Source organism: Mycobacterium sp. G7A2 (assembly GCF_041902445.1).
In the GTDB taxonomy this organism is placed as follows: domain Bacteria; phylum Actinomycetota; class Actinomycetes; order Mycobacteriales; family Mycobacteriaceae; genus Mycobacterium.
This window is the reverse complement of the sequence record NZ_CP169251.1, coordinates 5,300,644-5,327,338: the sequence shown is the minus strand read 5'-3', so window position 1 is coordinate 5,327,338 and position 26,695 is coordinate 5,300,644. Positions and strand designations below refer to the sequence as shown.

The window sequence follows — 26,695 nt, the reverse complement described above, 5'->3', positions numbered from 1 at the left end:
GAGTGATCCACATCCGCCGGTGGTGGCGGCAGCCCGACCGGTATGACTGGCTGTCGGAATACCTCGCGTCCCGCCGGTTGCTCGGGTTCTCGCGGGCGCTGATGGCCGTGGTCGTGGCGGTGCTCGCCGTCGCCGCGACGTTGATGCCGGTCAGCCCGGCCGGTGGGCAGGCGGTTGCCCTGGCAGCGGCGGCGTACTTCGCCGGTTTGGCCGTCTTCTATGCAGTGCGCTGGCCGAGCCGTGGGCAATCGGCGGTCTTCTCCCTCGTCGGCAGCGTGGCCATCGCCGTGGTGGCTCTCACCCCGGCAGACCCGCACGCGGGGCTGCTGACCTGCTGGGGGTTCGTCGGACTCGCCGCCTACGTGGCGTCCTTCCACAGCTCGCGGCTGCTGGTGCTCACAGTGGGCGTGGCGCTCGGCACCATGGTGGCGTGTGCGGTCCGCACCTGGCTGACCGGCGACCCGGCGTTGGGCGTGGCCACGCTGCTGTTGTCCAGCGGTGCCTTGATGACGGTGCCGTTCGGTGGGCAGATCCTGGTGCGGCTGCTGTGGAACGACGCGGTGTCGACAGACCCAATGACGAACCTGGCGAATCGACGGGGGTTCCGACGGTCGTCGCGCGCCCTCATCTCGCACGCGGTGCGCCGCGGCGCGGTGTCGTTCAGCGTGGTGTTGATCGACCTCGACGGTTTCAAGCGTCTCAACGACACCCGCGGTCATGCCGTCGGGGACCAGGTGATCGTGGAGGTCGCCGCGCGGATCCGCGAGGTCAGCGGTCCGGGTGTGATCGCGGCCCGGATCGGCGGTGAAGAGTTCCTCGTCGCCCAGGCCACCCAGCCCCGCGAGGTCGAGCTGCTGGCGCGTCGGCTCTGCTCGGCCATCGCCGCCACCCGGTGGGGGGTCACCGCGAGCCTCGGCATCGCCGGGGTCACGGTGACGGCCGCGGCCGGCGACATCGGCGCCCTCGTCGAGCGGGTGGTGGCCAACGCCGACATGGCGATGTACGAGGCGAAGCGCGCGGGCGGCAACCAGATCCGGCAGTCCACCGCCGCCGCGTAGCGCCTCGTCACCGTCCCCACCGCGCTGGAGGCGAGATCGACACGGGGGCTGTTATCGCCGCGGCATCGCCGACGAATCGCAACCCTCACGTCGATCTCGGCTCCAGCCTCTCGCGCGGGTCGGATCAGCTCAGGTGGTGCACCTCGGCCAGGCCGTAGACCGGGGTGGGGATGTTCTCGTAGCGGGCCTTGAGCTGCAGCGCCAGGTACAGCGAGTAGTGCCGGGACTGGTGCAGATTGCCGCCGTGGAACCACAGGTTGGGCTGCCGGGTGGGCTTCCACATGTTGCGCTGCTCGCCCTCCCACGGTCCCGGATCCTTGGGGGTGGCGCTGCCCAGGCCCCACACCTTGCCGACCCGGTCCGCGACGTCCTGGCCGATCAGATCGGCGGCCCAGCCGTTCATCGAGCCGTATCCGGTCGCATACACCACGACGTCGGCGGGCAGTTCGGTGCCGTCGGCCAGCACCACCGCGTTCTCGGTCAGGTGGTCGACCTGTCCGTGCGCGAGCTTGATCCGGCCGTCGGCGACCAGATCGCAGGCGCCGACGTCGATGTAGTAGCCCGAGCCGCGGCGCAGGTACTTCATGAACAGTCCCGAACCGTCTGCGCCCCAGTCGAGTTCGAAGCCCGCCGCCTCGAGACGGTCGTAGAACTCCTTGTCGCGTTCGCGCATCTGGTCATACAGCGGGATCTGGAACTCGTGCATGATCCGGTACGGCAGCGACGCGAACGTCAGGTCCGCCTTCTCGGTGGTCATGCCCGCCGCCAGCGCGCGTTCGGAGTACAGGTCGCCGAGCCCGATGTCCATCAGCGTGTCCGATTTGACGATGTGGGTCGACGAGCGCTGCACCATCGTCACGTCGACGCCGTTCTCGTAGAGGGCCTTGCAGATGTCGTGAGCCGAGTTGTTGGAACCGATCACCACCGCCTTGCGGCCGACGTAGGCGTCCGGTCCGGGATGGGCCGACGAATGGTGCTGGTCACCGCGGAAGACGTCCTGACCCGGCAACGTGGGGATGTTCGGCTTGCCCGACATTCCGGTCGCCAGCACCAGTTGGGTGGGGTGCAGGGTCAGTTTCTCGCCGTCGCGGTCCACCTCGACCGTCCACCGGTTGGTCTCTTCGTCGAACGAGGCCGATGTGCAGGTGGTCTTCGACCAGTACGGCACCTCCATGACGCGGGTGTAGAACTCCAGCCAGTCGCCGATCTTGTCCTTCGGGGCGAACACCGGCCAGTTGGCCGGGAACGGCAGATAGGGCAGGTGGTCGTACCACACCGGGTCGTGCAGGCACAGTGACTTGTACCGCTTGCGCCACTGGTCACCGGGCCGCTCGTGCTTGTCGACGACGATGGCCGGCACGCCGAGCTGGCGCAGCCGCGCCCCCAGCGCGATGCCGCCCTGACCACCGCCGATCACCAGAGCGTAGGGCTGGATGCTGCGGCCCAGCTCGGCCTCCTCCTCGGCGCGTTTCTCCGCCCACGACCGAGGGTCGGGATCGTCGCCGTGCACCGCGCCGAGCACCCGGCTCGGGCCCTTGGGCTCCTCGTGGCCCTTGAGCTCCTGCAGCGCGGTGAGCAGCGTCCATGCCCGGGGCACCCCGTCCTCGTCCTTGAGGCGCAGATGCCCGACCCCACGGCCGACGGCGGTCTCGAACTCGATGAACGCCGTGGTCACGCCCTCGTCCTCGGTGGGGGTCTCCCGGGTGCGGAAGCCGGACGGGTCGGTTCCGGCAAGCCGTGTGGTGAGCATGTCGGTGATCTGCTCGCGGCCCTCCATCGTCTTGAGGTTCCAGGTGAACGACACCAGGTCACGCCAGAAGCTGTCGACGGCGAACATGCCGGCGACCCGGTCGATGTCGCGTACGGCGAGGGCGGCCTCGAAGTCGGCCAGCCAGGCGTCGACACGCTGGGCGGGAGTCACATCGGGAGCGGTCTGCGGATCGAGAGTGGAAGTCATGTGAGCCAGGACACACCGCTGGATCGGCGGCGGGCAAGAGTTGCGAAGCGTTGCACGCTGCCCGTGCAACCCTCGAGACTGCCGGTGCAACCCCTCGCAACTCTTTCGCGCTGTGTCGCCCGTCACATACAACTGCGGGCATGAAAGCAGCTGTCTACTACGGACCGAACAAGCTCGAGATCGACGACGTGCCCGAGCCCGAGCCCAGGCCGGGCACCGTCAAGCTGCGGGTCGGCTACAACGGCATCTGCGGCACCGACCTGCACGAGTACTACGCCGGGCCGATCTTCGTGCCCACCGAACCGCACCCGCTGACCGGGGCGCAGCTGCCGCTGACCATGGGCCACGAGTTCTCCGGCACCATCACGGCCGTCGGCGACGGCGTGACCGGGTGGAGCGAGGGCGACCGGGTCGCGGTCGAGCCGGTGTACCGGTGCGGAACCTGCGCACCGTGCCGGGCCGGCAACTACAACGTGTGCGCGCAAATCGGGTTCCACGGACTGATGTCCGACGGCGGCATGGCCGAGTTCAGCATCGTGCCGACCGAGATGCTGCACCGGCTGCCCGACAGCGTCGGGCTGGAACTCGGCGCGCTCGTCGAGCCGATGTCGGTGGCCTACCACGCCGCAACACTAGGTGACGTCTCTGCCGGCGACACCGCCATGGTGTTCGGTGCCGGACCCATCGGGATCGGCCTGTGGTTCGCACTGCGCGGCAAGGGTCTCGAGGACGTCTTCGTCGTCGAACCGTCACCGACGCGCCGTGCCGCGATCGAGGCGCTCGGCGCCACGACACTGGATCCGGGCAGTGCAGACGTGCCCGCCTTCATCGCCGAGCACACCCGGGGCGCCGGAGCGGACGCCGTGTTCGACGCCGCCGGGGTGACCCCGGCGGTGGCCACCGCGCTGGCCTGTGTCGGTTCCCGCAAGCCGATGGTCAGCGTCGCCATCTACGAGAAACCCTTGGAGACACCGCTGTTGAACCTCGTCATGAACGAGTCCCGGATCCAGGGCTCGCTGTGCTACACCGGCGCCGACTTCGAGGCGGTGATCGCGCTGATGGCCGAGGGCGCCTATGACACCACCGGGTGGGTGACCCGCATTCCGCTCGACGACGTGATCGACGAGGGGTTCGAGGCGCTGCACGCCGGCACGAAGATGAAGGTTCTGGTCGACCCGAACGAAGGGAAATAGTCATGGCTCTCGACGGCAGGGTTGCGTTGGTGACCGGTGCGGCACGCGGTATCGGCCGAGGTATCGCGCTACGGCTTGCTCGCGACGGTGCGGCGGTGGCGCTGGTGGACACCCGCGCCGACGGCATCGAACACGTCGCCGGTGAGATCGCCGAGATCGGCAGCAAGGCAACGACGTTCGTTGCCGACGTCAGTGACCGCGGGCAGGTGTTCGCCGCGGTGGACCACGCTGCCGCCGCCCTGGGCGGTTTCGACATCATGGTCAACAACGCCGGTATCGCACTGGTCGGGCCGGTCGGTGAGGTGACGCCCGAGGAGGCGAACCGGGTCTGGGCGATCAACGTCAACGGGGTGCTGTGGGGCATCCAGGCCGCGGTGGCCAAGTTCAAAGAGCTGGACAACCAGCAACAGGGAAAGATCAGCAAGATCATCAACGCCTCGTCGATCGCCGGCCACGACGGGTTCGGCATGCTCGGGGTGTACAGCGCGTCGAAGTTCGCGGTGCGCGCGCTGACCCAGGCCGCCGCCAAGGAGCACGCCGCCGACGGCATCACCGTCAACGCCTACTGCCCGGGCGTGGTGGGCACCGACATGTGGGTCGAGATCGACAAGCGGTTCGCCGACCTGACCGGTGCCGCCGAAGGCGAGACCTACGACAAGTTCGTCGGCGGCATCGCGCTGGGCCGCGCCGAGACCCCCGAGGACGTCGCCGGCTTCGTGTCCTATCTGGCCGGACCCGACGCCGACTACATGACCGGGCAGGCCGGTCTGATCGACGGCGGTCTGGTCTACCGCTGAGATGGAGAGCACACTGGGTGACGATGCCCAGCTATGGAGGCAGTCCGCCCGTGCCTGAGCCCGCGGTCGCCGTCGGAGAGGATCCGCGCAGTTATGCGCGGCTGATGTCGGCGGTCTACGACGCGACGATGGCCGGTCACCGGGCCCCCGCGCGGCCGCGGGACGTCATCGGGCAGAGCTGGCAGCGGATGATGGCGCGCGGGATGCACGAGCGGGTCGCCGACGAGCACGCCGAGCCGGTCGTCGAGGCCGGCGCGCTGGAGACGTTGCGCCGGTCCTCCGGGCTGCTCGAGGTGCTCGGCGAGATCTCGCACGGGCTGGAGTCCCTGGTCGCCGACGGCGAGAACATCCTCGTCGTCGCCGACGCGCAGGGCCGGGTGCTGTGGCGCAGCGGCTCGCCGTCGGTGCTGCACAACGCCGACCGGCTGGGTTTCGTCGAGGGCGCCAACTGGGGCGAGGGTGCGGTCGGCACCAACGCGATCGGCACGGCGCTGGTCTCCCAGCGTGCGGTGCAGGTGTTCTCCGCAGAGCACTTCCTGCGCAGCCACCATGCGTGGACGTGCGCGGGGGCACCGATCCGCGACCCTCGTACCGGACACGTGCTGGGTGTCGTCGACGTCTCCGGTCCCGCCGCGACCGTGCACCCGACGACCATCGCGCTGGTCGACGCCGTGGCGCGGCTGGCCGAATCGCACCTGCGCGCCGAGCACGACCGCACGTTGAACCGGCTGCGGGCGCTGGCCGCACCGATCCTCGCCCGCTTGGACGCCCCTGCGCTGGCCGTCGACACCGAGGGCTGGGTGGCCGCCGTCGACGCGATGCCGTTGCACAACCGGATCCTGCTGCCCGAGCACCTCGGGCCCGGCAGGGTGTGGCTGGCGACGCTGGGCATGTGTGCCGTCGAGCCGCTGCCGGGCGGCTGGCTGGTGCGGCTGGCGGGTGACTCGGGGATCGGTGACGAGGACGGTCCCGCCCTGTCGCGGGTGACCGTGGATCTCAGCAACCCGGACCGGCCGTCGCTGTGCCTGGCCGGCGAGTTCGGCTCCTGGCGACACGACCTGTCGCTGCGGCACGCCGAGATCCTCTGTGTGCTGGCCGATTCGCCCCAGGGCCGGACCGCTCCCCAGCTGGCCGACGATCTGTACGGCGACCGTTCCCGGGTGGTCACCGTGCGGGTGGAGATGTCGCGGCTGCGCAAGCAGTTCGCCGGACTGCTCGCCGCCCAGCCCTACCGCTTCGCGGGCACGGTCGAGCTGGACGTGCGCTATCCGACCGATCGGCGGCTGCTGTTGCCGCCGTCGACAGCCCCGGCGATCCGGGCCCTGCGGGATGCGACCGAAGCCGGGACCTAGAAGGCGAACACCGTGAAGAACGGCAGGATCGGCACCAGCAGGCCGGTGCTCATCCAGAACATGCCGAAGTTCATCGCGACGTCGCACGAGGCGGCGAGCCGGTGCGCCGTGCTCCCGATCGCGCGGACTTCGTGGCAACCTCGCTCGGGTCCGGCCGGCGTGAGCACAGCCACCCCGGCGCCGGTGGTTGCCTGCTCGAGCTCGGCCACGCGCGGGCGGGTGAGCTCGCGGATCGCGATGACGCCGGCGGCCAGCAGATAGGTCATCAACGGCACACCGATCAGCGCGAACATCCACATCGTCGTTCCCGGTTGCGCGCCGGGGCCCGTGGCGCCGTGACTCATGCCGTCGTGACCCATGCCCTGGTGACTCATGACCTGGTGCCCCGTGGAGTGCTGCGCTTTCACCGCCATCGCGGCCAGATGCCAGGTCATCGCGGCGAACATGGTCGCGTGCCCGCAGAAGTGCAGACCGGCGCGACGGTCGGCGGCCCGGAAGCCGTCCACCGCCAGCCAGCCGAACCACGCCGTCCCCACGGCGAACGCCGCCACCAGTGCCGAGGTGGGCACGAGCGCCGTGAGCGCCACCCAGGTCGGTCTGGCCACCATCAGCAGCATCACCACCGCCATCGTGAGATGGGCGGCATTGGAGATGCGCTGCCGGGCGTCCTGTCGGCGGGTCAGCTCGTAGGTACACCACACGGTGCACCAGGCGAACAGCGCGAGCAGGGCCACGAACTTGACCGGCGTATCGGCGAGCGTGAACATTCTTCCTCCCGGTATCCCTGTTTCATTGGTCGCGGCGGGGCACGGTTCGGTTCCGCGCCTATCCGAAAGGTGGGCAAGGTCGCGGCGCGCATCGGCGGGCGGGGCCACAATGGAGGACATGGACGCACCGAACCGGGCACTGGTGACCGAGGCCGCGGCCGAACTGCTGCGCACCCTGCAGGACAGGCATGGAGCGTTGATGTTCCACCAGTCCGGCGGCTGCTGCGACGGCTCGTCGCCGATGTGCTACCCGAACGGCGATTTCGTGGTGGGGGACCGCGACGTGCTGCTGGGAGTCCTCGATGTCGGGGACGGGGTGCCGGTGTGGATCTCCGGTCCGCAGTTCGAGGCGTGGAAGCACACACAACTGGTGATCGACGTGGTGCCGGGTCGCGGCGGCGGGTTCAGCCTGGAGGCCCCTGAGGGAATGCGATTCCTGTCCCGGGGACGGGCATTCACCGACGACGAGAACCGGGCCCTCGACCAGTCCCCCCCGGTGACCGGCGCGGACTACGAGCGCGGTGTGCGTCCGCAGAGCCACGGCACCCGAGTGGTGTCGGAGGGGGATGCCGAGTTCGACGCGGTGTGTCCGTTGCCGCAGGGCTAGGGCGTACTGCAGCCAGGCGCGCCGCCCGTCCCGGTGGGATCAGCCTCTGGCTGGGGTCTCGTCAGCACATCAACTCCTCATGTGTTCAGATAGACATGTGAAATCGACCGTGAGGGGTGCTCTGGCGGCGACCGCGGTGCTGGCGGCGGCGGGCTGCGCCGCGCCGACATCGAACGACGCCGACGACACGCAGATCGTGCTCGCGGAGGGCTACGAACTGGGCGGCTACAACCCCGTCAACGGGTACGCCGAATCGGGCGTATCGCCCATCTACGAGGGCCTCTACCGTCCCAGTGCCACCGCCGACGATGTGGTGCCCGACCTGGCTCCGGCGCTGGCGCAGGGCGCGCCCGAGCCGGCCGGGCCCAACCGGTGGCGGATTCCGCTGCGCGCGGGAGTGCAGTTCTCCGACGGAACTGCGTTCGACTCCGCCGACGTGGTGGCGACCTACGCCGCAGTGGCCGACCCGGCGGTGGCCTCGGAGATCGCCACGGCCGTCGCTCCGATCGTGTCCGTGGTACCGGACGGCCCGGAGGCGGTGACCGTCGAGTTGGCGACCGCGGCTGATCCGCGGCCCTACCTGCTGCTGGGGATCCTGCCGTCGGAGCGTGTCGAGTCGGCGCCCGCCGGGGACTGGGCGGTCAACACCGAACCGGTGGGTACCGGCCCCTACCGGTTGGACAGCCTGCGGCCCGACCAGGCGGTGCTGGTGGCGAGGGAGGACTACTGGGGTACCCCGGCGCAGGTGGACAGGCTGGTCTACACCTACACCCCCGACGACAACAGCCGGGCGCAGAGCATGGCCTCGGGTGCGGTCGACGGCACCAATCTTCCACCGCGGCTGATCGACTCGCTCAACGCCGACGACGTCGCGACGGTCGCGGTGAACTCGGCGGACTGGCGCGGCATCGCACTGCCCGCAGGTAACCCGTTCACCGCCGAGGTGCAGACCCGGCTGGCGATGAACCTCGGGGTCGACCGGGAGGCCATCGTGCGCGATGTCCTGCGTGGATACGGAAGGCAGGCCAGCACGCCCGTCGCCGAAGCCTACGGCGCCGCATACAACCCCGATGCGCAGTACGATTTCGGCGCCGACGAGGCCAGCAGCATGCTCGACGCTGCCGGCTGGCGCGTGAGCTCGGACGGAATACGCGAAAAGGACGGTGCCCGAGCGTCGTTCGAGCTGCTGTACAACGCCCAGGACACGTTGCGTCGCGATCTGGCGGTCGCCTTTGCGGCAGCGATGAAGCCTCTGGGCATCGACGTACGCCCCCGCGGCACCAGCTGGGACGAAATCGATACGCGGTTCGGCGATTCCGCAGTCGTGCTGGGCGGCGGAGCCAGGCCTTACAGCATCGACTCCCAGGTCTATGACACCCTGCACACCCGGGTGCCGGACTCCTCGCCGTACTCGAATCCGGGCAACTTCACCGCCGCGGGTCTGGACGGCATGCTCGAGCGCGCCGCGCAGTTGCCACCCGGCCCCGAGAAAGACGATGTCTATCAACGGATTCAAGCCACGTATGCGGCCGAGCCCTCACAGGTTTTCCTGGTGTTCCTCGACCACACCTACGCCTACCGCGACCTCGGCTGGAACCAGAGTGCGCCGATCATGGAACCGCATTCGCACGGGGTGACGTGGGGGCCGTGGTGGAACCTCGCCGCGTGGACGCGCTGAGCACGCCGGCCACGCTCGACCGTCCGGCCGTCGAGTCCGTCGGCTGGACTCCCCGTAGCCGCGGGCGGGCCGCCGCCCGCCTGCTGGCGGTCCGGACCGCCGTGGCGGTACCGCTGACTGTCGCCATCTCGGCCGCGATGTTCGCCGTCGCGTCCCTGTCCCCGTTCGACCCGCTGGCCGCCTATCTCGGGGCCAACTACCAGTTCGCCACCGAATCCCAGCGTGCGGCGATGCGCACCGCCTACGACACCGAGATGCCCTGGTATCAGGCGTGGTGGCAGTGGATCGGCGGTCTGCTGCGCGGGGACCTGGGATGGTCTTCGACCCAGTCGCAGCCGGTGAGCACGGTGCTGGCCGAGCGGATGCCCTTCACGCTCGGCCTTTCGGGCGCGGCGCTGCTGACAGCCACCGTGGTCGCCCTCCTGCTGGGGTGTCTGGCCGGTATGCGCCGTGGCGGGATCCTCGACCGGGTGTGCACGGGCCTGTCGGTGGCGCTGGCCGCCGTGCCGCCGTTCGTGGTGTCGCTGATACTGGTGATCGTGGTGTCGGTGGGCCTGCGCTGGCTTCCGGTCTCCGGCGCGGCCGCGCCGGGCGCGGACTACACCCCTGCGGGCGTACTGCAGCACGCGATACTGCCGTGGCTTGCGCTGAGCGTGTCGATGGTTCCGTGGCTGCTGCTGACCACCCGGGCGGCCGTGGTCGAGAGTGTCGACTCCGACGCGGTCCGCGGCGCCCGCTCCCGCGGCGTGCACGGCTGGGCCCTGTTACGGGGCCACATCGCGCCGGTCTCGGTGTTGCCGACCCTGGCACTGCTGGGCACCCGGCTGCCCGAACTGATCGCCGGCGCCGCGATCGTCGAAACCGTGTTCGGCTGGCCCGGGATGGCTGCGGTCCTCGTCGAATCGGCTGCTGCTCTTGACTTTCCGCTGCTCGCTGCGCTGACCGTGGGTGCGGCGGCAGCCGTGCTGGCCGGATCGGCACTGTCGGACGCGGCTGCGGTGGCCATCGACCCGCGGATCGCGATGGTCGCATGAGCGCCTCGACCGCCCTGTCCCCGCTGCGGATGCCGCGCTGGCCGTGGCTGTTGCTCGGCGCTATCGCCGTTGCGGCGGTGGGCATTCCGCTGCTCGCCGGCGAGCAGATCGCCGATTTCGGTGCCGCACTGCAACCTCCCGGTGCCGGCCACCTCGCCGGAACGGATCACTCCGGGTACGACCTGCTGGTGCGCACCGCCGAGGGGCTGCGGGTGTCGCTGCTGATCGCGGTGGTGTGCGCCCTCGCGGCCACGGCGTTGGGGCTGGCCGTCGGCGTCGGCGCCGCGCTCGTCGGCGGCTGGGTCGACGCGGTGGTGATGCGTCTGGTGGACGGCTTCAACGCGCTGCCGCATCTGGTGGTGGGCATCGTGATCGCCGCGATGTGGCGAGGTGCCCCGCTGGCGATCGTGGCGTCCATCGCGCTGACCCACTGGCCGGCCGTCGCCCGCGTGGTCCGCGCGGAGCTGCTCGCCGTCGCCGAGGCGGGTTGGGTCGAGGCTGCGCAGTTGGCCGGTGCGTCACGGGGATTCATCGCCCGCCGGCACCTGATCCCGGCGGTGACCGGTCAGGCGTTGGTCGCGATGATCGTGCTGCTTCCCCACGCCGTGTGGCACGAGTCGACGCTGTCTTTCCTCGGGGTGGGGCTCTCGCCCGACCGGGCCAGCCTCGGCACGCTGCTCAGTGAGGCCCGCGGCGACATTCTGTCCGGCGCCTGGTGGACGCTGGCCGTGCCGGCCGCGGCGCTGATCGCGACGGCACTGACGTTCGCGGCGGTGGGCACGCTGGCCCGGCGCCGTCATCAGCCACCTGTGGGGCGGGTGTGGTGAGGGCCGTCGTCGCGAGTCTGCGCGGCTTCAGCGCCGACATCGCGGTGCGCCGGGGCCGCGGCACCGACTCGGTGGCCGTGCTCGACCGCGTCGACCTCACGGTACGCGCCGGCTGCGTCACCGCCCTGATCGGCGAGTCCGGTTGCGGCAAATCGATGGTCGCCGCCGCGCTGGCCGGTCTGATGCCCCCGGGGTCGCGGGTGCGCGGCACAGTGCGGGTCGGCGAGACCGACATGGACGCGCGGGACGAGAAGAGCTGGCGCGCACTGCGCGGACACCGCATCGGTCTGGTGCCGCAGTCTGCGGCGACGTCGTTCACGCCGGTGCGCACCGTCGGCTCCCAACTCGCCGAGATCTGCGCCCGGCTGGGCGCCGACCGCAACCCCGAGCAGTTGTGCACAGCCGTGGCACTGCCGGCCGACGTGGTCGACCGCTATCCTGGGGAACTGTCCGGGGGCATGGCCCAACGCGTCGCGATCGCCGCCGCGCTGGCAGGGCGCCCAGCCCTGCTGCTGGCCGACGAACCGACTTCGGCGCTCGACCCGGGCAACGCCGAGCTGGTGTGGCACCTCCTCGGGCAGGCCTGCGCCGACGGTGCCGGGGTACTGGTCATCACCCACGACATGCCGTCGCTGCTGCGCGCGCAGAAGTGCGACGACGTCGCGGTCATGGCGCGGGGCCGCGTGCTCCACCAGCTGCCCCTCGACGCCGCCCTGGCCAGCACCGACCCGTACCTGCGGGACTTGCTGAACGCGGTGCCGGCATGACCGGTGACCTGTACGCCACCGGCCTCACCGTCAGATTCGGTGGGCGGACGGTGCTCGACGGCGTGGACCTGACGGCTCCGGCCGGCGCCATCACGGGTGTGACGGGGGCGTCGGGCAGCGGCAAGACCACGCTGCTGCGGGTGCTGGCCGGGCTGCAGAGGCCGCACGCCGGAGAGATCCGCTACGGGGCTGCGTCCGCGAGCGGCGCGTCGAATCCTGCGTCCGCGAGCGGCGCGTCGAATCCTGCGTCCGCGAGCGGTGCGTCTGGGCCGCGCCGCGGTTCCGTCGCGCTTTTGGCCCAGCACCCGCGGCTGGTCTGCAACCCGCGCTGGACGCTGCGCCAGATCATCGACGAACCGCTGGCCATCCGTGCGGGCCGCGGCTACCGCTCGTCGGCCGAGCAGACCGCCGCCCGTGTCGGCCTCGACACCGCGCTGCTGGAGCGCTATCCCGGCCAGGTCAGTGACGGGCAGCTGCAACGAGCCTGCCTGGGGCGCGTGCTGACCCAGGGCGACGGCGGGCCGTTGCTGGTGCTGTGCGACGAACCGACGGCAATGCTCGATCCCATCGCGACGGGCTCGGTGGTGTCTCTGCTTCGCGACATGGCGGGCACCGGGTCGACCGTCATGCTCGTCAGCCACGACCCTGTGCTGATCGACGCCCTCACCGAGAGCGCGCTCGCCTTGCCGACCCCGTTAGGGTGAGAACCGTGACCCACTATGACGTCGTCGTTCTCGGAGCCGGTCCCGGCGGGTACGTCGCGGCCATCCGCGCCGCCCAGCTCGGGCTCAACACCGCCATCATCGAACCCAAGTACTGGGGCGGTGTGTGTCTGAATGTCGGGTGCATCCCGTCCAAGGCGTTGCTGCGCAACGCCGAGCTCGCGCACATCTTCACCAAGGAGGCCAAGACCTTCGGCATCAGTGGGGAGGCCAGCTTCGACTACGGCGTGGCCTTCGACCGCAGCCGCAAGGTCGCCGACGGCCGGGTGGCCGGCGTGCACTTCCTGATGAAGAAGAACAAGATCACCGAGATCCAGGGCTACGGCAAGTTCAAAGACGACCACACCATCGTCGTCGATCTCAACGAAGGCGAGACCGAGGAAGTCACCTTCGACAACGCCATCATCGCCACGGGCGCGCACACCAAGCTGGTGCCGGGCACCGAGCTGTCGGAGAACGTGGTCACCTACGAAGAGCAGATCATGGAGCGCGAGCTGCCCGGCTCGATCGTCATCGCCGGCGCCGGCGCGATCGGCATGGAGTTCGGCTACGTCATGAAGAACTACGGCGTGGACGTCACGATCGTCGAGTTCCTGCCGCGCGCGCTGCCCAACGAGGACGCCGAGATCTCCAAGGAGATCGAGAAGCAGTTCAAGAAGCTCGGCGTGAAGATCATGACCGGCACCAAGGTGGAATCGATCAGGGACGAGGGGGCCGACGGTTCCGTCACCGTCACCGTGAGCAAGGACGGCAAGTCCACCGAAATCAAGACCGACAAGGTGATGCAGGCCATCGGCTTCGTCCCGAACGTCGAGGGCTTCGACCTGGACAAGGCCGGCGTCGAACTGACCGAGCGCGGCGGCATCGCCATCGACGACTACATGCGCACCAACAAGCCGCACATCTATGCCATCGGCGACGTCACCGGCAAACTGCAGCTCGCCCACGTCGCCGAGGCCATGGGCGTCGTCGCGGCCGAGACCATCGGCGGCGCCGAGACACTCGCGCTGGGCGACTACCGGATGATGCCGCGCGCCACGTTCTGCCAGCCCCAGGTGGCCAGTTTCGGGCTCACCGAGGAGCAGGCCCGCGAGGAGGGCTACGACGTCAAGGTCGCCAAGTTCCCCTTCACCGCCAACGGCAAGGCGCACGGCATGGGCGATCCCAGCGGCTTCGTCAAGCTGATCGCCGACGCCAAGTACGGCGAACTGATCGGCGGTCACCTGATCGGCCACGACGTGTCCGAGTTGCTGCCGGAGCTGACGCTGGCGCAGAAGTGGGACCTGACGTCCAACGAGCTGGCCCGCAACGTGCACACGCACCCGACCATGTCCGAGGCGCTGCAGGAGTGCTTCCACGGCTTGGCCGGCCACATGATCAACTTCTAATTGAGGGCGATCTGGATAGCCGGCATCGGCGGGCTGGCCATCGGTCACATTTTGTGGCTGGCGGGTATCTCGGCGGCGGTCGCGACCAACGACGTCGCTCAGTGGGTGCTGGTGGTGGCGGGGGTGTCGCTGGCGGTCGGCGTGCTGTCGGGACTGCTGGGCTGGCGGGCGTTTCGCGGCAAGACCCGCACGGGCGAGATCTGGGCGGCGTTTCTGTGGGGCCTGCCGATCTCACCGGTGTTGTTCTCGCTCATCGTGCTCGGCGTGACCTACCTGTAGCGCCGCCGGCGACGTAGCTGGCGATCGCTGAATTCAGCTATGACGTGGATCGACGTTTCCCCACGGTATTCACTGGCACATTCCTAGACTGATCCGGTGGGGGAGAGCGCCGATCCTGGTCTGCTGCGGCAGTGGTGGCAGCAGCGCGACGACTACCAGTGGCGTATCGACTTCCTGCGCAGCCGTGGGCTGCTGACCCCGCTGCGCTATGTCATCGCCGGCATCGGTGCGGTGATGGGCATCCTCGCGGCGATCAACGTCGTGGTCCCGCCCGGGGCCGACGGTGCGCTGTTCCGGATCGGCTGGGCCGTGACGGCGGTCGGCTCACTGGCCTGGGCAGTGCGCTGGATGCTGCTGCGCTGGCCGTCGGCGCGCGAGTCGGCGGTGCTGGTGATCTACGTCGACATGATCATGACGCTGTCGACGGTGTTGTTCGGCGACGCCAACCTGGCGATGTCGGGTATCCCGATCCTGCTGTGCGCCGGCGGGTATGTCGTGTTCTTCCACGGCCCGCGGCTGCACCTCGTGCACATCGGCTGGTGCCTGCTCTCGGTCGGGGCCATCGCGGTCTGGCTGGCTGCCAGCATGCCGGAGCACGGCCTGCAGGTGGCGGTGTCGCGGGCGGTCATCGCGCTGCTGGTGACCGTGTGCATCCTGCCTGCGCTGCAGTTCGGTTTCTGGTTGCTGCAGGACAGCTCCATGCAGTCGCTGACCGATCCGCTGACCGAGCTGACCAACCGGCGCGGCCTGACGGTGTCGATGAAACGACTCGATGCGCGCGTGGACGGAGACACGGACCTGTGCGCGTTCCTGATCGACGTCGACGGATTCAAGGTCGTCAACGACACGCACGGCCATGCCGTCGGCGACGAGGTGCTGATCCGCACCGCGCGCCGGATTCGCGACAGCGTGCGCAGCGACGCCGTGGTGGTGCGGTGGGGCGGCGAGGAATTCCTCGTCGTCGACCGGATCCCGGCGGCTCAGGCGGCCGGGGTCGCCGAACGTATCCGGACGGCGGTCTCGGCACCGGCGCGGCCGGTCGTCACAGCCAGCATCGGCCTGGCGACCTGCACCCGGCCCGGGTCAGACCTTGCTGAGGTGATCACCGCCGCCGACGTGGCCATGTACCAGGCCAAGGCCCGCGGCGGGGACCGGGTCGCCATCGCCGCCGACCTCTGTTGACCCGCTCAGGTGCCGGTGCACGAAGGCGAGGACGTCGTCGGCCTTGGCGAACCCGCCGAGGTGGCTCTCGTCGGGCATCAGTATCAGTTCGACGTTCGGCAGATGCTCCGCGGCCGCCTGGGCGTCGGCCAGTCCGATGATGGAGTCGGCGTCCCCGTGCCACCACTGCACGGGCACCGCGACGTCGGCCAGCCGGAATCCCCAGTCGCGGCCGAACAACCGGGCGTCGTCGAGCAGGGCCTGGAACCGGCCGTTGGCGACGTGGACGATGTCGTCGATGAACATCGCCTCGATGTCCGGGTTCGCGAACACCTGCTTGTCGCCGTCGGGCATCGCCGACGCCAACCCCTTGTAGGCCAGGTGTGCCAGCGGGATGACCGGCGTCAGCAGGGACGCGGTGGCGGTGGCGAAAGGCCTGCGCATCACCGACATCAACGGCGCGAACCGGCGGGCCAGCGCGATGGCTCCGCTGCAGGTCGCATCGGGTCCGACCGACGGTGTGACGCCACCGAGCACGGCGACGGCGGCGACGCGGTCGCGCAGCGCCGGCATGCCCGCACACGCCAGCGCATACGGCCCGCCACCGGACAGGCCGACCACGCCGAGCTTCTCGGCACCCAGCACATCCGCGACGTGGGCCATGTCGGCGGCCCAGTCGCCGATGCGCTCGTAGCGGTGCGGATCGCTCAGCCCGGAGCCGGCGCGTTCGAGGAGGACCACCCGCAGGCCGAGCCGTTCGGCCGCGCGGCGGCCGACGATCGGGAGCTGTCGGCGTCCGCCGGGCGTGCCGTGGAACCACAACACCAGCGGTCCCGACGGGTTGCCGAACTCGGCGTAACCGAGGCGGCGTCCGCCGGGAAGGAAGAACGTGCCCTCGGCGCGGGGCGGCGCGCAGCGGGGAACGCCGGGCGGGTGCCGCCACGGGTTGTCGACGGTCACCACTTCGTCGGCGCTGACGTGACGCGGATCATGTACGGATGGTAGCGCTGGGCGGCTGCTCAGTCCGGGAAGTCCAGCGGGACCTGCAGCGTCGTGATCGTCGCGGCCAGGCCGTCGTACTGGGCGGCCAGCATGCAGAATTCGATGAGCTGGGCGCGGGTGTAATGGCCGGCCAGCGCCCGCCAGGTCTGCGCGGACACCGAGCGGGTGACGACGAACTCGTCGGTCGCGGTGATCAGCACCCGCTCGCGCTCGGTCAGGCCCGCGGCGTCGGGTCCCTCGAAGATCTTGGCCTGGAAGGCTTTGTCGAGGCCGCGGCTGCGTGCCAGGCGGCGGTGTTGCTGCAGTTCGTACTCGCAGTCGCGCAGATGGCCGACGCGCAGGATCACGGTCTCGGCGTCGCGGCGGGACAGCTTGCCGGCGTAGAGCAGGTAGGCCGACAGCGGCAGCCAGACAGGGAACAGCAGGCGGTGCTGGCCCAGCACGTTCATCAGGCTGAACCGCGGCCGGCGGATGCCGCGGGCGCCGGCCTTGGCGATGACCCAGTTGACCGGGCCGAGTTCTTTGAAGCCGCCGGGCGGGATGCCGGCCGGTGACGGGCTCATGACGGCTTCACCAGGTACGGCGACACCGTCGAGCGGTGCTCGTCGATGTCGAGGGCGCGTCCGAGCGCGGGGAACGCGCGTTGCGGGCAGTCGTCGCGTTCGCACACCCGGCAGCCCGCACCGATCGGGGTCGCGTTCTCACCGCTCAGGTTCAAGCCCTCCGAGTAGACCAGCCGCTGGGCATGGCGCAGCTCGCAACCCAGCCCGATCGCGAACGTCTTGCCGGGCTGACCATAGCGCGACGCGCGCCGCTCCACGGTGCGGGCCACCCACATGTAACTGCGCCCGTCGGGCATCTCGGCGATCTGCACCAGGATCTTGCCCGGGTTGGCGAACGTCTCGTAGACGTTCCACAGCGGGCACGTTCCGCCACTGGAGGAAAAATGAAAGCCGGTGGCGGACTGACGTTTCGACATGTTTCCCGCCCGGTCCACGCGGACGAACGAGAACGGTACGCCACGCATGGATGGCCGTTGCAGCGTGGACAGTCGGTGGCAGATGGTCTCGTAGCTGATCGAGTAGTAGGCCGACAGTCGCTCGATGTCGTAGCGGAAGTTCTCGGCCACCTCGTGGAACTGGGCATACGGCAGCACCGTGGCCGCGGCGAAGTAGTTCGCCAATCCCTTGCGGGCCAGTTTGCGGGCCTCCTCGCCGGTGAACTTCCCCTCCTCGACGAGCCGGTCGATCAGGTCCCCGTACTCCAGGTAGGCCAGTTCGGCGGCCAGCCGCGTCACCGTCTGCCCTGCCGACAGGTGGGCGCTGACCTGCAGCCGTTTGGACATCGGGTCGTAGCGGTGCAGGACGCCCTCGCCGAGGTCGATGCGACGGATGATCGTCACCCCGTGCACGATGCGCAGCCGGTCGGCCAGGTCGCTGGCCAGATCGCCGCGGTTGATCCGCATCCCGGTGGTGAGCTCCTCGGCGGCGGTGTCGAGGTCGTGCAGGTAGTTCTGCCGCTCGTAGAAGTAGTCGCGAACCTCCTCGTGGGGCATCGAGATGGAGCCCGACCCGGATCCGGACCCGGTGTCGTTGAAGCGGTCCTCGGTCGCGGCGGCCAGCCGGGTGGTGGTGAGCTGGTAGCGCCGGTGCAGGTTCACCATCGCCTTGGCCAGCGCAGGGTGCGCGGCGACCATGTCGGCGACCTCGGCAGGCTCGACGTCGGCGTCGAGGTCACGGTCGAGCAGCACCTCGCGCAGCTCGGCGATCAGGCGGGTGTCGTCCTGGGAGGCGAAGAACGTCGCATCGACGCCGAACACCTCGGTGATCCGCAGCAGTACGGCCACCGTCAGCGGCCGCACGTCGTGCTCGATCTGGTTGAGGTAGCTGGGCGAGATGTCGAGCATCTGCGCCAGCGCCGCCTGGCTGAATCCGCGTTCGCTGCGGAGCTGACGGACCCTGGCGCCGACGAACGTTTTGGGCACGTCAACCACCATAACAACGGTGCAAAGGAAATATTTGCAGTGTTGGCAAATGGTCGGGGTGTGGCAGTATCGGGATCCGTGAGTACCACCGGGGATTCGGCTGTCCCGTCTGCGTCGACCGGACCGTCGTCGAAGCCGGCCGCCGGCTTGGCCAAGGTGATGATGCCGGTGCCGGATCCGCACCCCGACGTCTTCGACCAGAACTGGCCCCTGCGGGTCGCCGACATCGACCGCACCGGCCGGCTGCGGTTCGACGCCGCGACCCGGCACATTCAGGACGTCGGCCAGGACCACCTGCGCCAGCTCGGTTTCGAGGAGACCCATCCGCTGTGGATCGTGCGGCGCACCATGATCGACCTGATCCGGCCGATCGAGTTCCAAGACACGTTGCGGCTGCGGCGGTGGTGTTCCGGGACGTCGAACCGCTGGTGTGAGATGCGGGTGCGCATCGACGGCCGCCGCGGCGGGCTCATGGAGTCAGAGGCGTTCTGGATCAACATCAACCGGGACACCCAGGGGCCGGCGCGCATCGCCGACGACTTCATCGAGGGCCTGCGCCGGACCACGACCGAGACGCGACTGCGCTGGAAGGCGTATCTGAGGGCGGGCAGCCGGGAGGACGCCAGCGAGATCCGCGAATACCCGGTGCGGGTCGCCGACATCGACCTGTTCGACCACATGAACAATTCCGTCTACTGGTCGGTGATCGAGGACCATCTCTTCGGCGCCCCGGAGCTGCTTCGCGGCCCGATCCGGGTCACCATCGAACACGATGCGCCGGTCGCGCTCGGCGACAAGTTGGAGATCCTCACCCACGTCTATCCGCCCGGCTCGACCGATCAGTTCGGTCCCGCCCTGGCCGATCGCACTGTTACAACGCTCACATATGCGGTCGGCGACGAGACAAAAGCGATCGCCTCGATCTTCTCGCTCTGATTCGGCGCGTTTAACAGTACGGGCGTACTGACCTGCGCAGATGTGTTACCGGGCGGTAACTACTGAACCGGTTCAGTCCAAGATCGACTTTGCAAACTTTGCAAGTTAACCGACCGCGTTGGCGAAAGTTGGCAATCAAAACAAGTGGACCTGCGGTTATGGCTTGATGCATCCTCGAGTTAGCACACCAGTGAAGAAGCTGGAGCGTTAACAACCGCATGAAGGAGCCACCTGATGTCGACTGTGGGCACCCCGAAGTCCCCCGAACAGATCCAGCACGACTGGGACCACAACCCGCGCTGGAAGGGCGTCAGCCGCACCTACTCGCCGGCTGATGTCGTCGCTCTGCAGGGGCATGTTGTCGAAGAGAACACCCTGGCCCGCCGCGGCGCCGAGGTGCTGTGGGAGCAGCTGCACGACATGGACTTCGTCAACGCGCTCGGCGCGCTGACCGGCAACATGGCCGTGCAGCAGGTGCGTGCCGGCCTGAAGGCCATCTACCTGTCGGGCTGGCAGGTCGCCGGTGACGCCAACCTGTCCGGACACACCTACCCCGACCAGAGCCTCTACCCGGCCAACTCGGTGCCGCAGGTGGTGCGCCGCATCAACAACGCGCTGATGCGTGCCGACCAGATCGCCAAGGTCGAGGGCGACCGCTCGGTGGAGAACTGGCTCGCCCCGATCGTCGCCGACGGTGAGGCCGGCTTCGGCGGCGCGCTCAACGTCTACGAGCTGCAGAAGGCCATGATCGCCGCCGGTGTCGCCGGATCGCACTGGGAGGACCAGCTGGCCTCGGAGAAGAAGTGCGGCCACCTCGGTGGCAAGGTGCTCATCCCGACCCAGCAGCACATCCGCACCCTGACCTCGGCCCGCCTCGCGGCCGATGTCGCCGACGTCCCGACCGTGGTCATCGCGCGCACCGACGCCGAGGCCGCCACGCTCATCACCTCCGACGTCGACGAGCGTGACCAGCCGTTCATCACCGGTGAGCGCACCGCCGAGGGCTTCTACCGGGTGAAGAACGGTCTCGAGCCGTGCATCGCCCGCGCCAAGGCCTACGCGCCGTACTCCGATCTGATCTGGATGGAGACCGGCACCCCGGACCTGGAGCTGGCCAAGAAGTTCGCCGAGGGCGTCAAGAGCGAGTTCCCGGACCAGATGCTGGCCTACAACTGCTCGCCGTCGTTCAACTGGCGCAAGCACCTCGACGACGCGACCATCGCGAAGTTCCAGAAGGAACTCGGCGCCATGGGCTTCAAGTTCCAGTTCATCACGCTGGCCGGCTTCCACGCGCTGAACTACTCGATGTTCGACCTGGCCTACGGGTACGCCCGCGAGCAGATGAAGGCCTACGTCGACCTGCAGGAGCGCGAGTTCGCTGCCGAGGAGCGCGGTTACACCGCCACCAAGCACCAGCGCGAGGTGGGCGCCGGCTACTTCGACCGCATCGCCACCACGGTGGACCCGACGTCGTCGACCACCGCGCTGGCCGGTTCGACCGAAGAGGGCCAGTTCCACTGACGAAGGAAGTGGAACCGGTGCTGTGGCCACTGACGAAGGAAGTGGAACCGGTGCTGTAGCCACTGACGAAGGAAGTGGAACAGGTGCGGTAGCCACTGACGAAGGAAGTGGAACAGGTGCTGTGGCCACTGACGAAGGAAGTGGAACCGGTGCTGTAGCCAGTTATCTGATCCACCAGCACCGCGAGCGCGCTGGTCTGTACCGCGCCACGCGTAGCGCGGACACGATTCGCGCGCTCGCCGGAGTTGACAGCGCAGACCCCGCTCAGAAATCTTGAGCGGGGTCTGACGCTATCGGAAAGAAGGCAGATGAGTATCGAACGAGTCGGTGTCGTGGGCGCCGGGCAGATGGGCGGCGGCATCGCCGAGGTGTGTGCAAAGGCCGGCGCGCAGGTGCTGGTGTACGAACCCTCCGAGGAATTGGTCGACGCCGGACGCACGCGCATCACCGCGTCGCTGGAGCGGGCTAAGGCCAAAGGCAAGCTCGCAGCCGACGACTTCGAGGTGGCAATGGCGCGGCTGAGCTACACCACCGAGCTCGCCGACATGGCCGACCGCCAGCTCGTCATCGAGGCCATCGTCGAGAACGAGACCGTCAAGGCCAAGGTCTTCGCCCAGCTCGACGAGGTCGTCACCGATCCCGAGGCGGTCCTGGCGTCGAACACCTCCAGCATCCCGATCATGAAAATTGCTGCGGCAACCAAGAATCCGAGCCGCGTGCTGGGGCTGCACTTCTTCAACCCGGTGCCGGTGCTGCCGCTCGTCGAGGTGATCGACACCCTCGTCACCGCCCCCGAAGCCGTCGCCAAGGTGGAGAAGTTCGCCGGCGACGCCCTGGGCAAGAAGGTCGTGCGCTGCGGCGACCGTTCGGGTTTCATCGTCAACGCGCTGCTGGTGCCCTACCTCCTTTCGGCGATCCGGATGGCCGAGGCAGGCGTGGCCAGCGTCGAGGACATCGACACCGCGGTGGTCGCCGGTCTGTCGCATCCGATGGGACCGCTGAAGCTGTCCGATCTGATCGGGCTGGACACGATGAAGCTGATCGCCGACTCGATGTACGACGAGTACAAGGATCCGCACTATGCGCCGCCGCCGCTGCTGCTGCGCATGGTCGAGGCCGGCCAACTCGGCAAGAAGTCCGGCAAGGGGTTCTACACCTACTGAGACACTGGGAGCTTCCGGGTCAACCGGCGCCGTCTCAGTGCGTCGTCGACCCGGGCGCAGATACCTTCCGGCTCGGAGCGCAGTTGACGCGAGCTGACTCGGATGATCAGCCAGCCCCTCGCGGCCAGAAACTCCAGCCGGGTGATGTCCGCGGCGTGAGCGTCGGGGTCGGTCCAGTGGTGGCCACCGTCGTACTCGACTCCGACCAGGTGTTGCGGCCAACCCATGTCTATGCGGCGAACAACTCTGCCGTGCTGGTCGGTCACCGCGATCTGAGTGACAGGGCGCGGAAAACCGTTGCGAATCAGCAACAACCGCAGAAGGGTTTCCTGGGGTGATTCGGCGCCGCCGTCGACGAGGTCGAGGGTGGACCGCAGGAGTCGGTTACCGCGCGCCCCGGGATAGCGCGCGGCCAGCGCCTTGACTTCGGCCGGGGTGCACCGGGTCGCGTTGAGCAAGCTGTCGATGCGGATCACTGCGGCATCACCGCGGGTTCGCCTGCCGATGTCGTAGGCGGTTCGGGCGGGCGTGGTCGTGTCGATGCTCTCGACCAGGCACAACTCGTCGTCGGCGATGCTGCCCCGGTGTACGACGATCCCGGGAGCGACTGCCGCGCGGACGCGCGCGAGTTCGGCAGGCTCGTCCGTGGGTAACCACTTGGCACCCAGCAGTGCTGCGGCCGACAGCCCTGCGACGGTGGCCTCGCGGCGGGACCAGAGCCAGGCTGCGCGTGCCCGGTCAGCCGCGGTCAATGTCATGTCGACCGGCGCGTAGACGTTGTGGTGCAGCTTGACGTACGACGTCCGCAGGACCTGGCGGGTCAACCTGCCCGCAGCCAGTGCCTCGCTGGCGACGACGAGGTCCTCCACACCATGTCGGACGCGGCGGCGGGGCTGACGGTTCCCGGGAGTACGGATTGTGATGGAAATCGGCTGTTTTCCGTCAGGAACCGTACGCTCGCGAGACGGGGATAGCGCGGGCGGCACGGGGACGACGCGCTCGGCGCGGGCGACATGGGGGACGCGGGGCAACGCCGGGCAGCGCGGGGGGAGTACTGACGTGCGACTCCGCGGGAGTACGGATTGTGATGGAAATCGGCTGATTTTCGTCAGGAACCGTACGCTCGCGAGACGGGGACAGCGCGGGCGACGTGGGGACGACGCGCTCGGCGCGGGCGCCATGGGGACGACGCGCTCGGCGCGGGCGACACGGGGATGCGGGGCAACGCCGGGGGACGCGGGGGCGCGGGCGCGGCGAGCAATGATGCGGACGCCCGACGCGGGGGAGTGCGGACGTGCGACTCCGCGGGAGTACGGATTGTGATGGAAATCGGCTGTTTTTCGTCAGGAACCGTACGCTCGCGGGACGGGGACGACGCGTTCGCGAGACGGGGACAGCGCGAGCGCCCCGGCGCCCAAGTCCCTACACCGACTCGAGGCGCTTCTTCTCCGCCTCGACATCGAAATCCGGTGGCGGCCAGGACATGTTGAGCCGCTTCAACGTCTCGATGAGCAGTTCGGTGACGGCCAGCCGGCTGTACCACTTCTTGTCGCACGGAATGATGTGCCACGGTGCGTAGTCGGTCGAGGTCCGGTCCAGCATCGCCTGATAGGCCTGCTGGTACAGCGGCCACTTCTGGCGTTCGTCGATGTCACCGGGGTTGTACTTCCAGTACTTGTCCGGCCGCTCCAGCCGCGACGCCAGCCGCCGCTTCTGCTCGTCGAGCGAGACGAACATCGCGACCTTCACGATCGCCATCCCACCGTCGACGAGTTCGCGTTCGAACGCGTTGATCTCGTCGTAGCGCGGCTCCCACACCTCGCGGGGCACCAGGTTGTGCACCCGCACGATCAGTACGTCCTCGTAGTGCGAGCGGTCGAACACGCCGATGTGTCCCGCGGCGGGCAGCGCCTTGCGAATCCGCCACAGGTAGTGGTGGGACAACTCCTCGGGGGTGGGCTTGCCGAAGCTCTTGTAGTCGATCCCCTGCGGATTCGCTCCGCCGACAACGTGTTTGACGATGCCGCCCTTGCCCGCGGTGTCCATGCCCTGCAGCACCAGCAGCACCGAGCGGTGGTCACCTGCGCGGCTGTTGGCGTAGAGCATCTCCTGGAGCTCGGCGAAGCGCACGTTGCGCTCCTCCTGCAGTGTCGGCGCGTCGGACTTGTCGCCGCGGAAGCCGGGGGTGGCGTCGGGGTCGATGTCGGCGACTCGGTCGCCGGGGTGGAACATCAGATGTGCGTGGGGCTCGTGCGACCACAGCGAGGGCAGGTCTTCCGGGTCGTTGGAGTCGTCCGCGTCGTTCATGCCCCTAGTCAAGCAGCCGGGCGGGCAGAACCGGGGGAGGATGCGGAGCCTGCCGGAAACTCTCCAGCGATCCGCCGACCTCGACGATTCCGCGCAAGGCGCTCCACGACAGCATGGTCAGGTAGTCGATCAGCTCATCGGCACTCATCCGGGGATTCGACATCCACGAGTGGGTGGCCAGCTGCACGCCCCCGACGATGTGGAACGCCCACGGCTCGGCGCCGCCGGTGTCCATTCCGACCGACACCATCCGGCGTCGCAGCATCACCGCGAGCATGCGCGCGATGATCTGCTCGGAATCGGCGACGGCCTTGCTCTTGCTGGCCGAGTTGTTGGCCATCACGAACCGGTAGGGCTCAGGCTCGGCGGCCACGGTCTCGACATACACCCGGATGATCTCCCGGGTGAGGTCGTAGCCGTCGAGGTCCGACGACAACGCGGCGGCCATGTTGGGGATCAGCGTGGTCTGCGCGAAACGCATCATCACCGCGGTGGTGAGGTCGTTCTTGTCGACGAAGTAGCGGTAGAGCACGGTCTTGGAGACCCCGATCTCGGCGGCGATCTCGTCCATGCTGACATTGCTGCCGAGGCGGCGGATGGCCTCCAGCGTGCCGTCGACGAGTTCGTTGCGGCGCTCGACCTTGTGCTTGTGCCAGCGTCGCTTTCGGCCATCGGTTTTGACCGCCACCGGCGGGTGTTGTTGTGCCACGTTCGCGGTGATCCGTTCCCCTTTAGTCCTCGTCAATAGTACGGGGACGCCTCGCAGCGGGCTCCCGGGAGAGGGGCGCCTCCCCCGGGTAGTTGCCGGGGTAGCGGATCATGGAGGGGTGGCACACCGACCCGAGGGTGGCCGACCGGCGGCGACGTCCGTCTCCGCCGGTCCGCGACCCAGTTTTGCCGAGGCGCTCACGGGCGTGGATTCCGCGGCGGACGCCGAACGCAGGCGCGCCCTGCGGCGGATGAAGATCGTCGCGCTGAGCTTTTTGCTCGGTGCGGCGGTGATCTTTCTGCTCTGCTCGTGGCTGCAGTCGCGCGGCGACGCGGGCCCGTGGGTCGGGTACGTGCGGGCCGCCGCGGAGGCGGGCATGGTCGGTGCGCTCGCGGACTGGTTCGCGGTGACGGCGCTGTTCAAGCATCCGCTGGGCATCCCCATCCCGCACACCGCCATCATCAAGCGCAAGAAAGACCAGCTGGGCGAGGGGCTCGGCACGTTCGTGCGGGAGAACTTCCTGTCGGCCGACAACGTCGAGACGAAGCTGCGCAGCGCCGACGTCGCGAGCCGGACCGGCAAGTGGCTCGCCGAGCCGGTCAACGCCGACCGGGTGGCCGCCGAGGCCTCGACGGTGCTGCGGGCACTGGTGGAGATGTTGCGCGACGAGGACGTCCAACAGGTGCTCGACCGGATGATCGTCAAGCGGATCGCCGAGCCGCAGTGGGGGCCTCCGATCGGACGGGTGCTGTCCTCACTGTTGGAGGAGGGCCGCCAGGAGGCTCTGCTGCAGCTGCTCGCCGACCGGGCGTTCCAGTGGACGCTGAATGCCGACGAGGTCATCGAGCGGGTGATCGAGCGCGATTCTCCGACGTGGTCGCCGCGATGGGTGGACCACCTGGTCGGCGACCGCATCCACCGTGAGCTGATGGACTTCACCGACAAGGTGCGTCGTAACCCCGACCACGAGCTTCGCCGGTCGGCGACGAAGTTCCTGTTCGAGTTCGCCGACGACCTGCAGAACGACGCGGTGACGATCCAGAAGGCCGAGAACGTCAAGGAACAGATCATGGGTCGCGACGAGGTGGCGCGCGCGGCCGAGACGGCCTGGAGCACCGCCAAGCGGCTGATCCTGGAATCGGTGGACGATCCGTCCTCGGCGTTGCGGGTGCGGATCGCCGACACCGTGGTGCGGATCGGGGAATCGCTGCGCGACGACGCCGACCTGCGGGTCAAGGTGGACAACTGGATCGTGCGCGGGGCCCAGCATCTGGTGTCGGAGTACGGGGCGGAGATCACGACGATCATCACCGACACGATCGAGCGGTGGGACGCCGACGAAGCCTCCCGGCGCATCGAGTTGCATGTCGGACGTGACCTGCAGTTCATCCGGATCAACGGCACCGTGGTGGGCTCGCTGGCCGGCCTGGTGATCTACACCGTCGCGCACTTGTTGTTCTGACCTGCGCTAACTAGTGCTTGCAAA

General features: G+C 68.8%; 25 protein-coding genes. 17 read left to right on the top strand and 8 right to left on the bottom strand.

Going from position 1 to position 26,695, the window contains the following annotated elements:
• Positions 1 to 2 precede the first annotated feature (2 nt).
• Positions 3 to 1,058 (top strand): diguanylate cyclase domain-containing protein, encoded by a 1,056-nt coding sequence (locus ACEWX3_RS25325; RefSeq protein WP_374158039.1) that lies wholly within the window; start codon positions 3 to 5, stop codon positions 1,056 to 1,058.
• A 124-nt stretch (positions 1,059 to 1,182) separates the two neighbouring features.
• On the opposite strand, the gene ACEWX3_RS25320 is transcribed toward ACEWX3_RS25325, so the two are convergent.
• Positions 1,183 to 3,015 carry an NAD(P)-binding domain-containing protein gene (locus ACEWX3_RS25320; RefSeq protein WP_374158038.1) on the bottom strand — a complete coding sequence of 611 codons (1,833 nt, stop codon included), beginning with the start codon at positions 3,013 to 3,015 and terminating at the stop codon, positions 1,183 to 1,185.
• 140 nt (positions 3,016 to 3,155) lie between these two features.
• Between ACEWX3_RS25320 and ACEWX3_RS25315 the strand changes: the two genes are divergently transcribed.
• From ACEWX3_RS25315 to ACEWX3_RS25305, 3 genes are read left to right on the top strand one after another with little or no spacing between them, the layout of a single operon-like run.
• On the top strand, positions 3,156 to 4,208 hold the full coding sequence (locus tag ACEWX3_RS25315; protein ID WP_207069103.1) for a 2,3-butanediol dehydrogenase: 1,053 nt from the start codon (positions 3,156 to 3,158) through the stop codon (positions 4,206 to 4,208).
• Between the two features lie 2 nt (positions 4,209 to 4,210).
• Positions 4,211 to 5,005, top strand: coding sequence for an acetoin reductase (locus ACEWX3_RS25310; protein WP_207069102.1), 795 nt, complete (start codon positions 4,211 to 4,213; stop codon positions 5,003 to 5,005).
• A gap of 23 nt (positions 5,006 to 5,028) precedes the next feature.
• Complete coding sequence (locus ACEWX3_RS25305) at positions 5,029 to 6,357, top strand: helix-turn-helix domain-containing protein (RefSeq protein WP_207069101.1); 1,329 nt, start codon at positions 5,029 to 5,031, stop codon at positions 6,355 to 6,357.
• On the opposite strand, the gene ACEWX3_RS25300 is transcribed toward ACEWX3_RS25305, so the two are convergent.
• Positions 6,354 to 7,124 carry a DUF5134 domain-containing protein gene (locus ACEWX3_RS25300; protein WP_374158037.1) on the bottom strand — a complete coding sequence of 257 codons (771 nt, stop codon included), beginning with the start codon at positions 7,122 to 7,124 and terminating at the stop codon, positions 6,354 to 6,356. The two genes, ACEWX3_RS25305 and ACEWX3_RS25300, sit on opposite strands and share 4 nt — an antisense overlap.
• 118 nt (positions 7,125 to 7,242) lie before the next feature.
• Here ACEWX3_RS25300 and ACEWX3_RS25295 point away from each other — a divergent pair, with 118 nt between their 5' ends.
• The 9 genes from ACEWX3_RS25295 (at position 7,243) to ACEWX3_RS25255 (ending at position 15,608) form a co-directional block, all read left to right on the top strand.
• Positions 7,243 to 7,731, top strand: coding sequence for a DUF779 domain-containing protein (locus tag ACEWX3_RS25295; RefSeq protein ID WP_207069099.1), 489 nt, complete (start codon positions 7,243 to 7,245; stop codon positions 7,729 to 7,731).
• A 79-nt stretch (positions 7,732 to 7,810) separates the two neighbouring features.
• The gene (locus ACEWX3_RS25290; protein ID WP_374158036.1) at positions 7,811 to 9,409 is read left to right on the top strand and encodes an ABC transporter substrate-binding protein; all 1,599 of its coding nucleotides are present in this window, start codon (positions 7,811 to 7,813) and stop codon (positions 9,407 to 9,409) included.
• Positions 9,397 to 10,443: an ABC transporter permease gene (locus tag ACEWX3_RS25285; RefSeq protein WP_374158035.1), complete on the top strand. Its 1,047-nt coding sequence runs from the start codon at positions 9,397 to 9,399 to the stop codon at positions 10,441 to 10,443. The genes ACEWX3_RS25290 and ACEWX3_RS25285 overlap by 13 nt, the downstream gene beginning before the upstream one ends.
• Positions 10,440 to 11,270 (top strand): ABC transporter permease, encoded by an 831-nt coding sequence (locus ACEWX3_RS25280; RefSeq protein ID WP_374158034.1) that lies wholly within the window; start codon positions 10,440 to 10,442, stop codon positions 11,268 to 11,270. Before ACEWX3_RS25285 ends, ACEWX3_RS25280 begins: the two co-directional genes overlap by 4 nt.
• Complete coding sequence (locus ACEWX3_RS25275) at positions 11,267 to 12,037, top strand: ATP-binding cassette domain-containing protein (RefSeq protein WP_374158033.1); 771 nt, start codon at positions 11,267 to 11,269, stop codon at positions 12,035 to 12,037. The genes ACEWX3_RS25280 and ACEWX3_RS25275 overlap by 4 nt, the downstream gene beginning before the upstream one ends.
• Positions 12,034 to 12,741, top strand: a complete 708-nt coding sequence (locus ACEWX3_RS25270) for an ABC transporter ATP-binding protein (RefSeq protein ID WP_374158032.1) — start codon at positions 12,034 to 12,036, stop codon at positions 12,739 to 12,741. Before ACEWX3_RS25275 ends, ACEWX3_RS25270 begins: the two co-directional genes overlap by 4 nt.
• Before the next feature lie 5 nt (positions 12,742 to 12,746).
• Positions 12,747 to 14,147, top strand: coding sequence for a dihydrolipoyl dehydrogenase (gene lpdA / locus ACEWX3_RS25265; RefSeq protein WP_207069095.1), 1,401 nt, complete (start codon positions 12,747 to 12,749; stop codon positions 14,145 to 14,147).
• The gene (locus tag ACEWX3_RS25260) at positions 14,148 to 14,426 is read left to right on the top strand and encodes a hypothetical protein (RefSeq protein ID WP_207069094.1); all 279 of its coding nucleotides are present in this window, start codon (positions 14,148 to 14,150) and stop codon (positions 14,424 to 14,426) included.
• 96 nt (positions 14,427 to 14,522) lie between these two features.
• Positions 14,523 to 15,608 carry a diguanylate cyclase gene (locus ACEWX3_RS25255; protein ID WP_207069093.1) on the top strand — a complete coding sequence of 362 codons (1,086 nt, stop codon included), beginning with the start codon at positions 14,523 to 14,525 and terminating at the stop codon, positions 15,606 to 15,608.
• On the opposite strand, the gene ACEWX3_RS25250 is transcribed toward ACEWX3_RS25255, so the two are convergent.
• The 3 genes from ACEWX3_RS25250 to ramB are packed head-to-tail and all read right to left on the bottom strand — an operon-like array spanning position 15,510 to position 18,573.
• Positions 15,510 to 16,547 (bottom strand): alpha/beta fold hydrolase, encoded by a 1,038-nt coding sequence (locus ACEWX3_RS25250; protein ID WP_374158031.1) that lies wholly within the window; start codon positions 16,545 to 16,547, stop codon positions 15,510 to 15,512. The two genes, ACEWX3_RS25255 and ACEWX3_RS25250, sit on opposite strands and share 99 nt — an antisense overlap.
• Positions 16,548 to 16,606: 59 nt before the next feature.
• Positions 16,607 to 17,152, bottom strand: a complete 546-nt coding sequence (locus tag ACEWX3_RS25245; protein WP_374158030.1) for a carboxymuconolactone decarboxylase family protein — start codon at positions 17,150 to 17,152, stop codon at positions 16,607 to 16,609.
• Positions 17,149 to 18,573: an acetate metabolism transcriptional regulator RamB gene (ramB, locus tag ACEWX3_RS25240; protein ID WP_374158029.1), complete on the bottom strand. Its 1,425-nt coding sequence runs from the start codon at positions 18,571 to 18,573 to the stop codon at positions 17,149 to 17,151. The genes ACEWX3_RS25245 and ramB overlap by 4 nt, the downstream gene beginning before the upstream one ends.
• Positions 18,574 to 18,732: 159 nt before the next feature.
• Between ramB and ACEWX3_RS25235 the strand changes: the two genes are divergently transcribed.
• The 3 genes from ACEWX3_RS25235 to ACEWX3_RS25225 all read left to right on the top strand — a co-directional run bounded on the left by ACEWX3_RS25235 (position 18,733) and on the right by ACEWX3_RS25225 (position 22,193).
• Positions 18,733 to 19,509, top strand: a complete 777-nt coding sequence (locus ACEWX3_RS25235) for an acyl-ACP thioesterase domain-containing protein (RefSeq protein WP_374159953.1) — start codon at positions 18,733 to 18,735, stop codon at positions 19,507 to 19,509.
• 234 nt (positions 19,510 to 19,743) lie between these two features.
• Positions 19,744 to 21,030: an isocitrate lyase gene (aceA, locus tag ACEWX3_RS25230; RefSeq protein ID WP_207069089.1), complete on the top strand. Its 1,287-nt coding sequence runs from the start codon at positions 19,744 to 19,746 to the stop codon at positions 21,028 to 21,030.
• A 308-nt stretch (positions 21,031 to 21,338) separates the two neighbouring features.
• Positions 21,339 to 22,193 (top strand): 3-hydroxybutyryl-CoA dehydrogenase, encoded by an 855-nt coding sequence (locus ACEWX3_RS25225; RefSeq protein WP_374158028.1) that lies wholly within the window; start codon positions 21,339 to 21,341, stop codon positions 22,191 to 22,193.
• Here ACEWX3_RS25225 and ACEWX3_RS25220 read toward each other — a convergent pair.
• The 3 genes from ACEWX3_RS25220 to ACEWX3_RS25210 all read right to left on the bottom strand — a co-directional run bounded on the left by ACEWX3_RS25220 (position 22,187) and on the right by ACEWX3_RS25210 (position 25,209).
• On the bottom strand, positions 22,187 to 23,062 hold the full coding sequence (locus tag ACEWX3_RS25220) for an endonuclease domain-containing protein (RefSeq protein WP_374158027.1): 876 nt from the start codon (positions 23,060 to 23,062) through the stop codon (positions 22,187 to 22,189). The two genes, ACEWX3_RS25225 and ACEWX3_RS25220, sit on opposite strands and share 7 nt — an antisense overlap.
• Positions 23,063 to 23,615: 553 nt before the next feature.
• Complete coding sequence (locus tag ACEWX3_RS25215) at positions 23,616 to 24,500, bottom strand: polyphosphate kinase 2 family protein (protein ID WP_221349980.1); 885 nt, start codon at positions 24,498 to 24,500, stop codon at positions 23,616 to 23,618.
• 4 nt (positions 24,501 to 24,504) lie between these two features.
• Positions 24,505 to 25,209: a TetR/AcrR family transcriptional regulator gene (locus tag ACEWX3_RS25210; RefSeq protein WP_152515352.1), complete on the bottom strand. Its 705-nt coding sequence runs from the start codon at positions 25,207 to 25,209 to the stop codon at positions 24,505 to 24,507.
• A gap of 118 nt (positions 25,210 to 25,327) precedes the next feature.
• On the opposite strand from ACEWX3_RS25210, the gene ACEWX3_RS25205 reads away from it, so the two are divergent.
• Positions 25,328 to 26,671: a DUF445 domain-containing protein gene (locus ACEWX3_RS25205; protein WP_207069436.1), complete on the top strand. Its 1,344-nt coding sequence runs from the start codon at positions 25,328 to 25,330 to the stop codon at positions 26,669 to 26,671.
• Positions 26,672 to 26,695 lie beyond the last annotated feature (24 nt).

What these genes read in the sequence shown, in the direction of transcription:
- ACEWX3_RS25305 (WP_207069101.1), top strand. Translation starts at nt 5,029, where the DNA reads ATGCCCAGCTATGGAGGCAGTCCGCCCGTGCCTGAGCCCGCGGTCGCC.
- ACEWX3_RS25280 (WP_374158034.1), top strand. Translation starts at nt 10,440, where the DNA reads ATGAGCGCCTCGACCGCCCTGTCCCCGCTGCGGATGCCGCGCTGGCCG.
- ACEWX3_RS25310 (WP_207069102.1), top strand. Translation starts at nt 4,211, where the DNA reads ATGGCTCTCGACGGCAGGGTTGCGTTGGTGACCGGTGCGGCACGCGGT.
- ACEWX3_RS25270 (WP_374158032.1), top strand. Translation starts at nt 12,034, where the DNA reads ATGACCGGTGACCTGTACGCCACCGGCCTCACCGTCAGATTCGGTGGG.
- ACEWX3_RS25215 (WP_221349980.1), bottom strand. Translation starts at nt 24,500, where the DNA reads ATGAACGACGCGGACGACTCCAACGACCCGGAAGACCTGCCCTCGCTG.
- ACEWX3_RS25320 (WP_374158038.1), bottom strand. Translation starts at nt 3,015, where the DNA reads ATGACTTCCACTCTCGATCCGCAGACCGCTCCCGATGTGACTCCCGCC.
- ACEWX3_RS25295 (WP_207069099.1), top strand. Translation starts at nt 7,243, where the DNA reads ATGGACGCACCGAACCGGGCACTGGTGACCGAGGCCGCGGCCGAACTG.
- ACEWX3_RS25225 (WP_374158028.1), top strand. Translation starts at nt 21,339, where the DNA reads ATGAGTATCGAACGAGTCGGTGTCGTGGGCGCCGGGCAGATGGGCGGC.
- ACEWX3_RS25290 (WP_374158036.1), top strand. Translation starts at nt 7,811, where the DNA reads ATGTGTTCAGATAGACATGTGAAATCGACCGTGAGGGGTGCTCTGGCG.
- aceA (WP_207069089.1), top strand. Translation starts at nt 19,744, where the DNA reads ATGTCGACTGTGGGCACCCCGAAGTCCCCCGAACAGATCCAGCACGAC.
- ACEWX3_RS25300 (WP_374158037.1), bottom strand. Translation starts at nt 7,124, where the DNA reads ATGTTCACGCTCGCCGATACGCCGGTCAAGTTCGTGGCCCTGCTCGCG.
- ACEWX3_RS25315 (WP_207069103.1), top strand. Translation starts at nt 3,156, where the DNA reads ATGAAAGCAGCTGTCTACTACGGACCGAACAAGCTCGAGATCGACGAC.
- ACEWX3_RS25235 (WP_374159953.1), top strand. Translation starts at nt 18,733, where the DNA reads ATGATGCCGGTGCCGGATCCGCACCCCGACGTCTTCGACCAGAACTGG.
- ACEWX3_RS25245 (WP_374158030.1), bottom strand. Translation starts at nt 17,152, where the DNA reads ATGAGCCCGTCACCGGCCGGCATCCCGCCCGGCGGCTTCAAAGAACTC.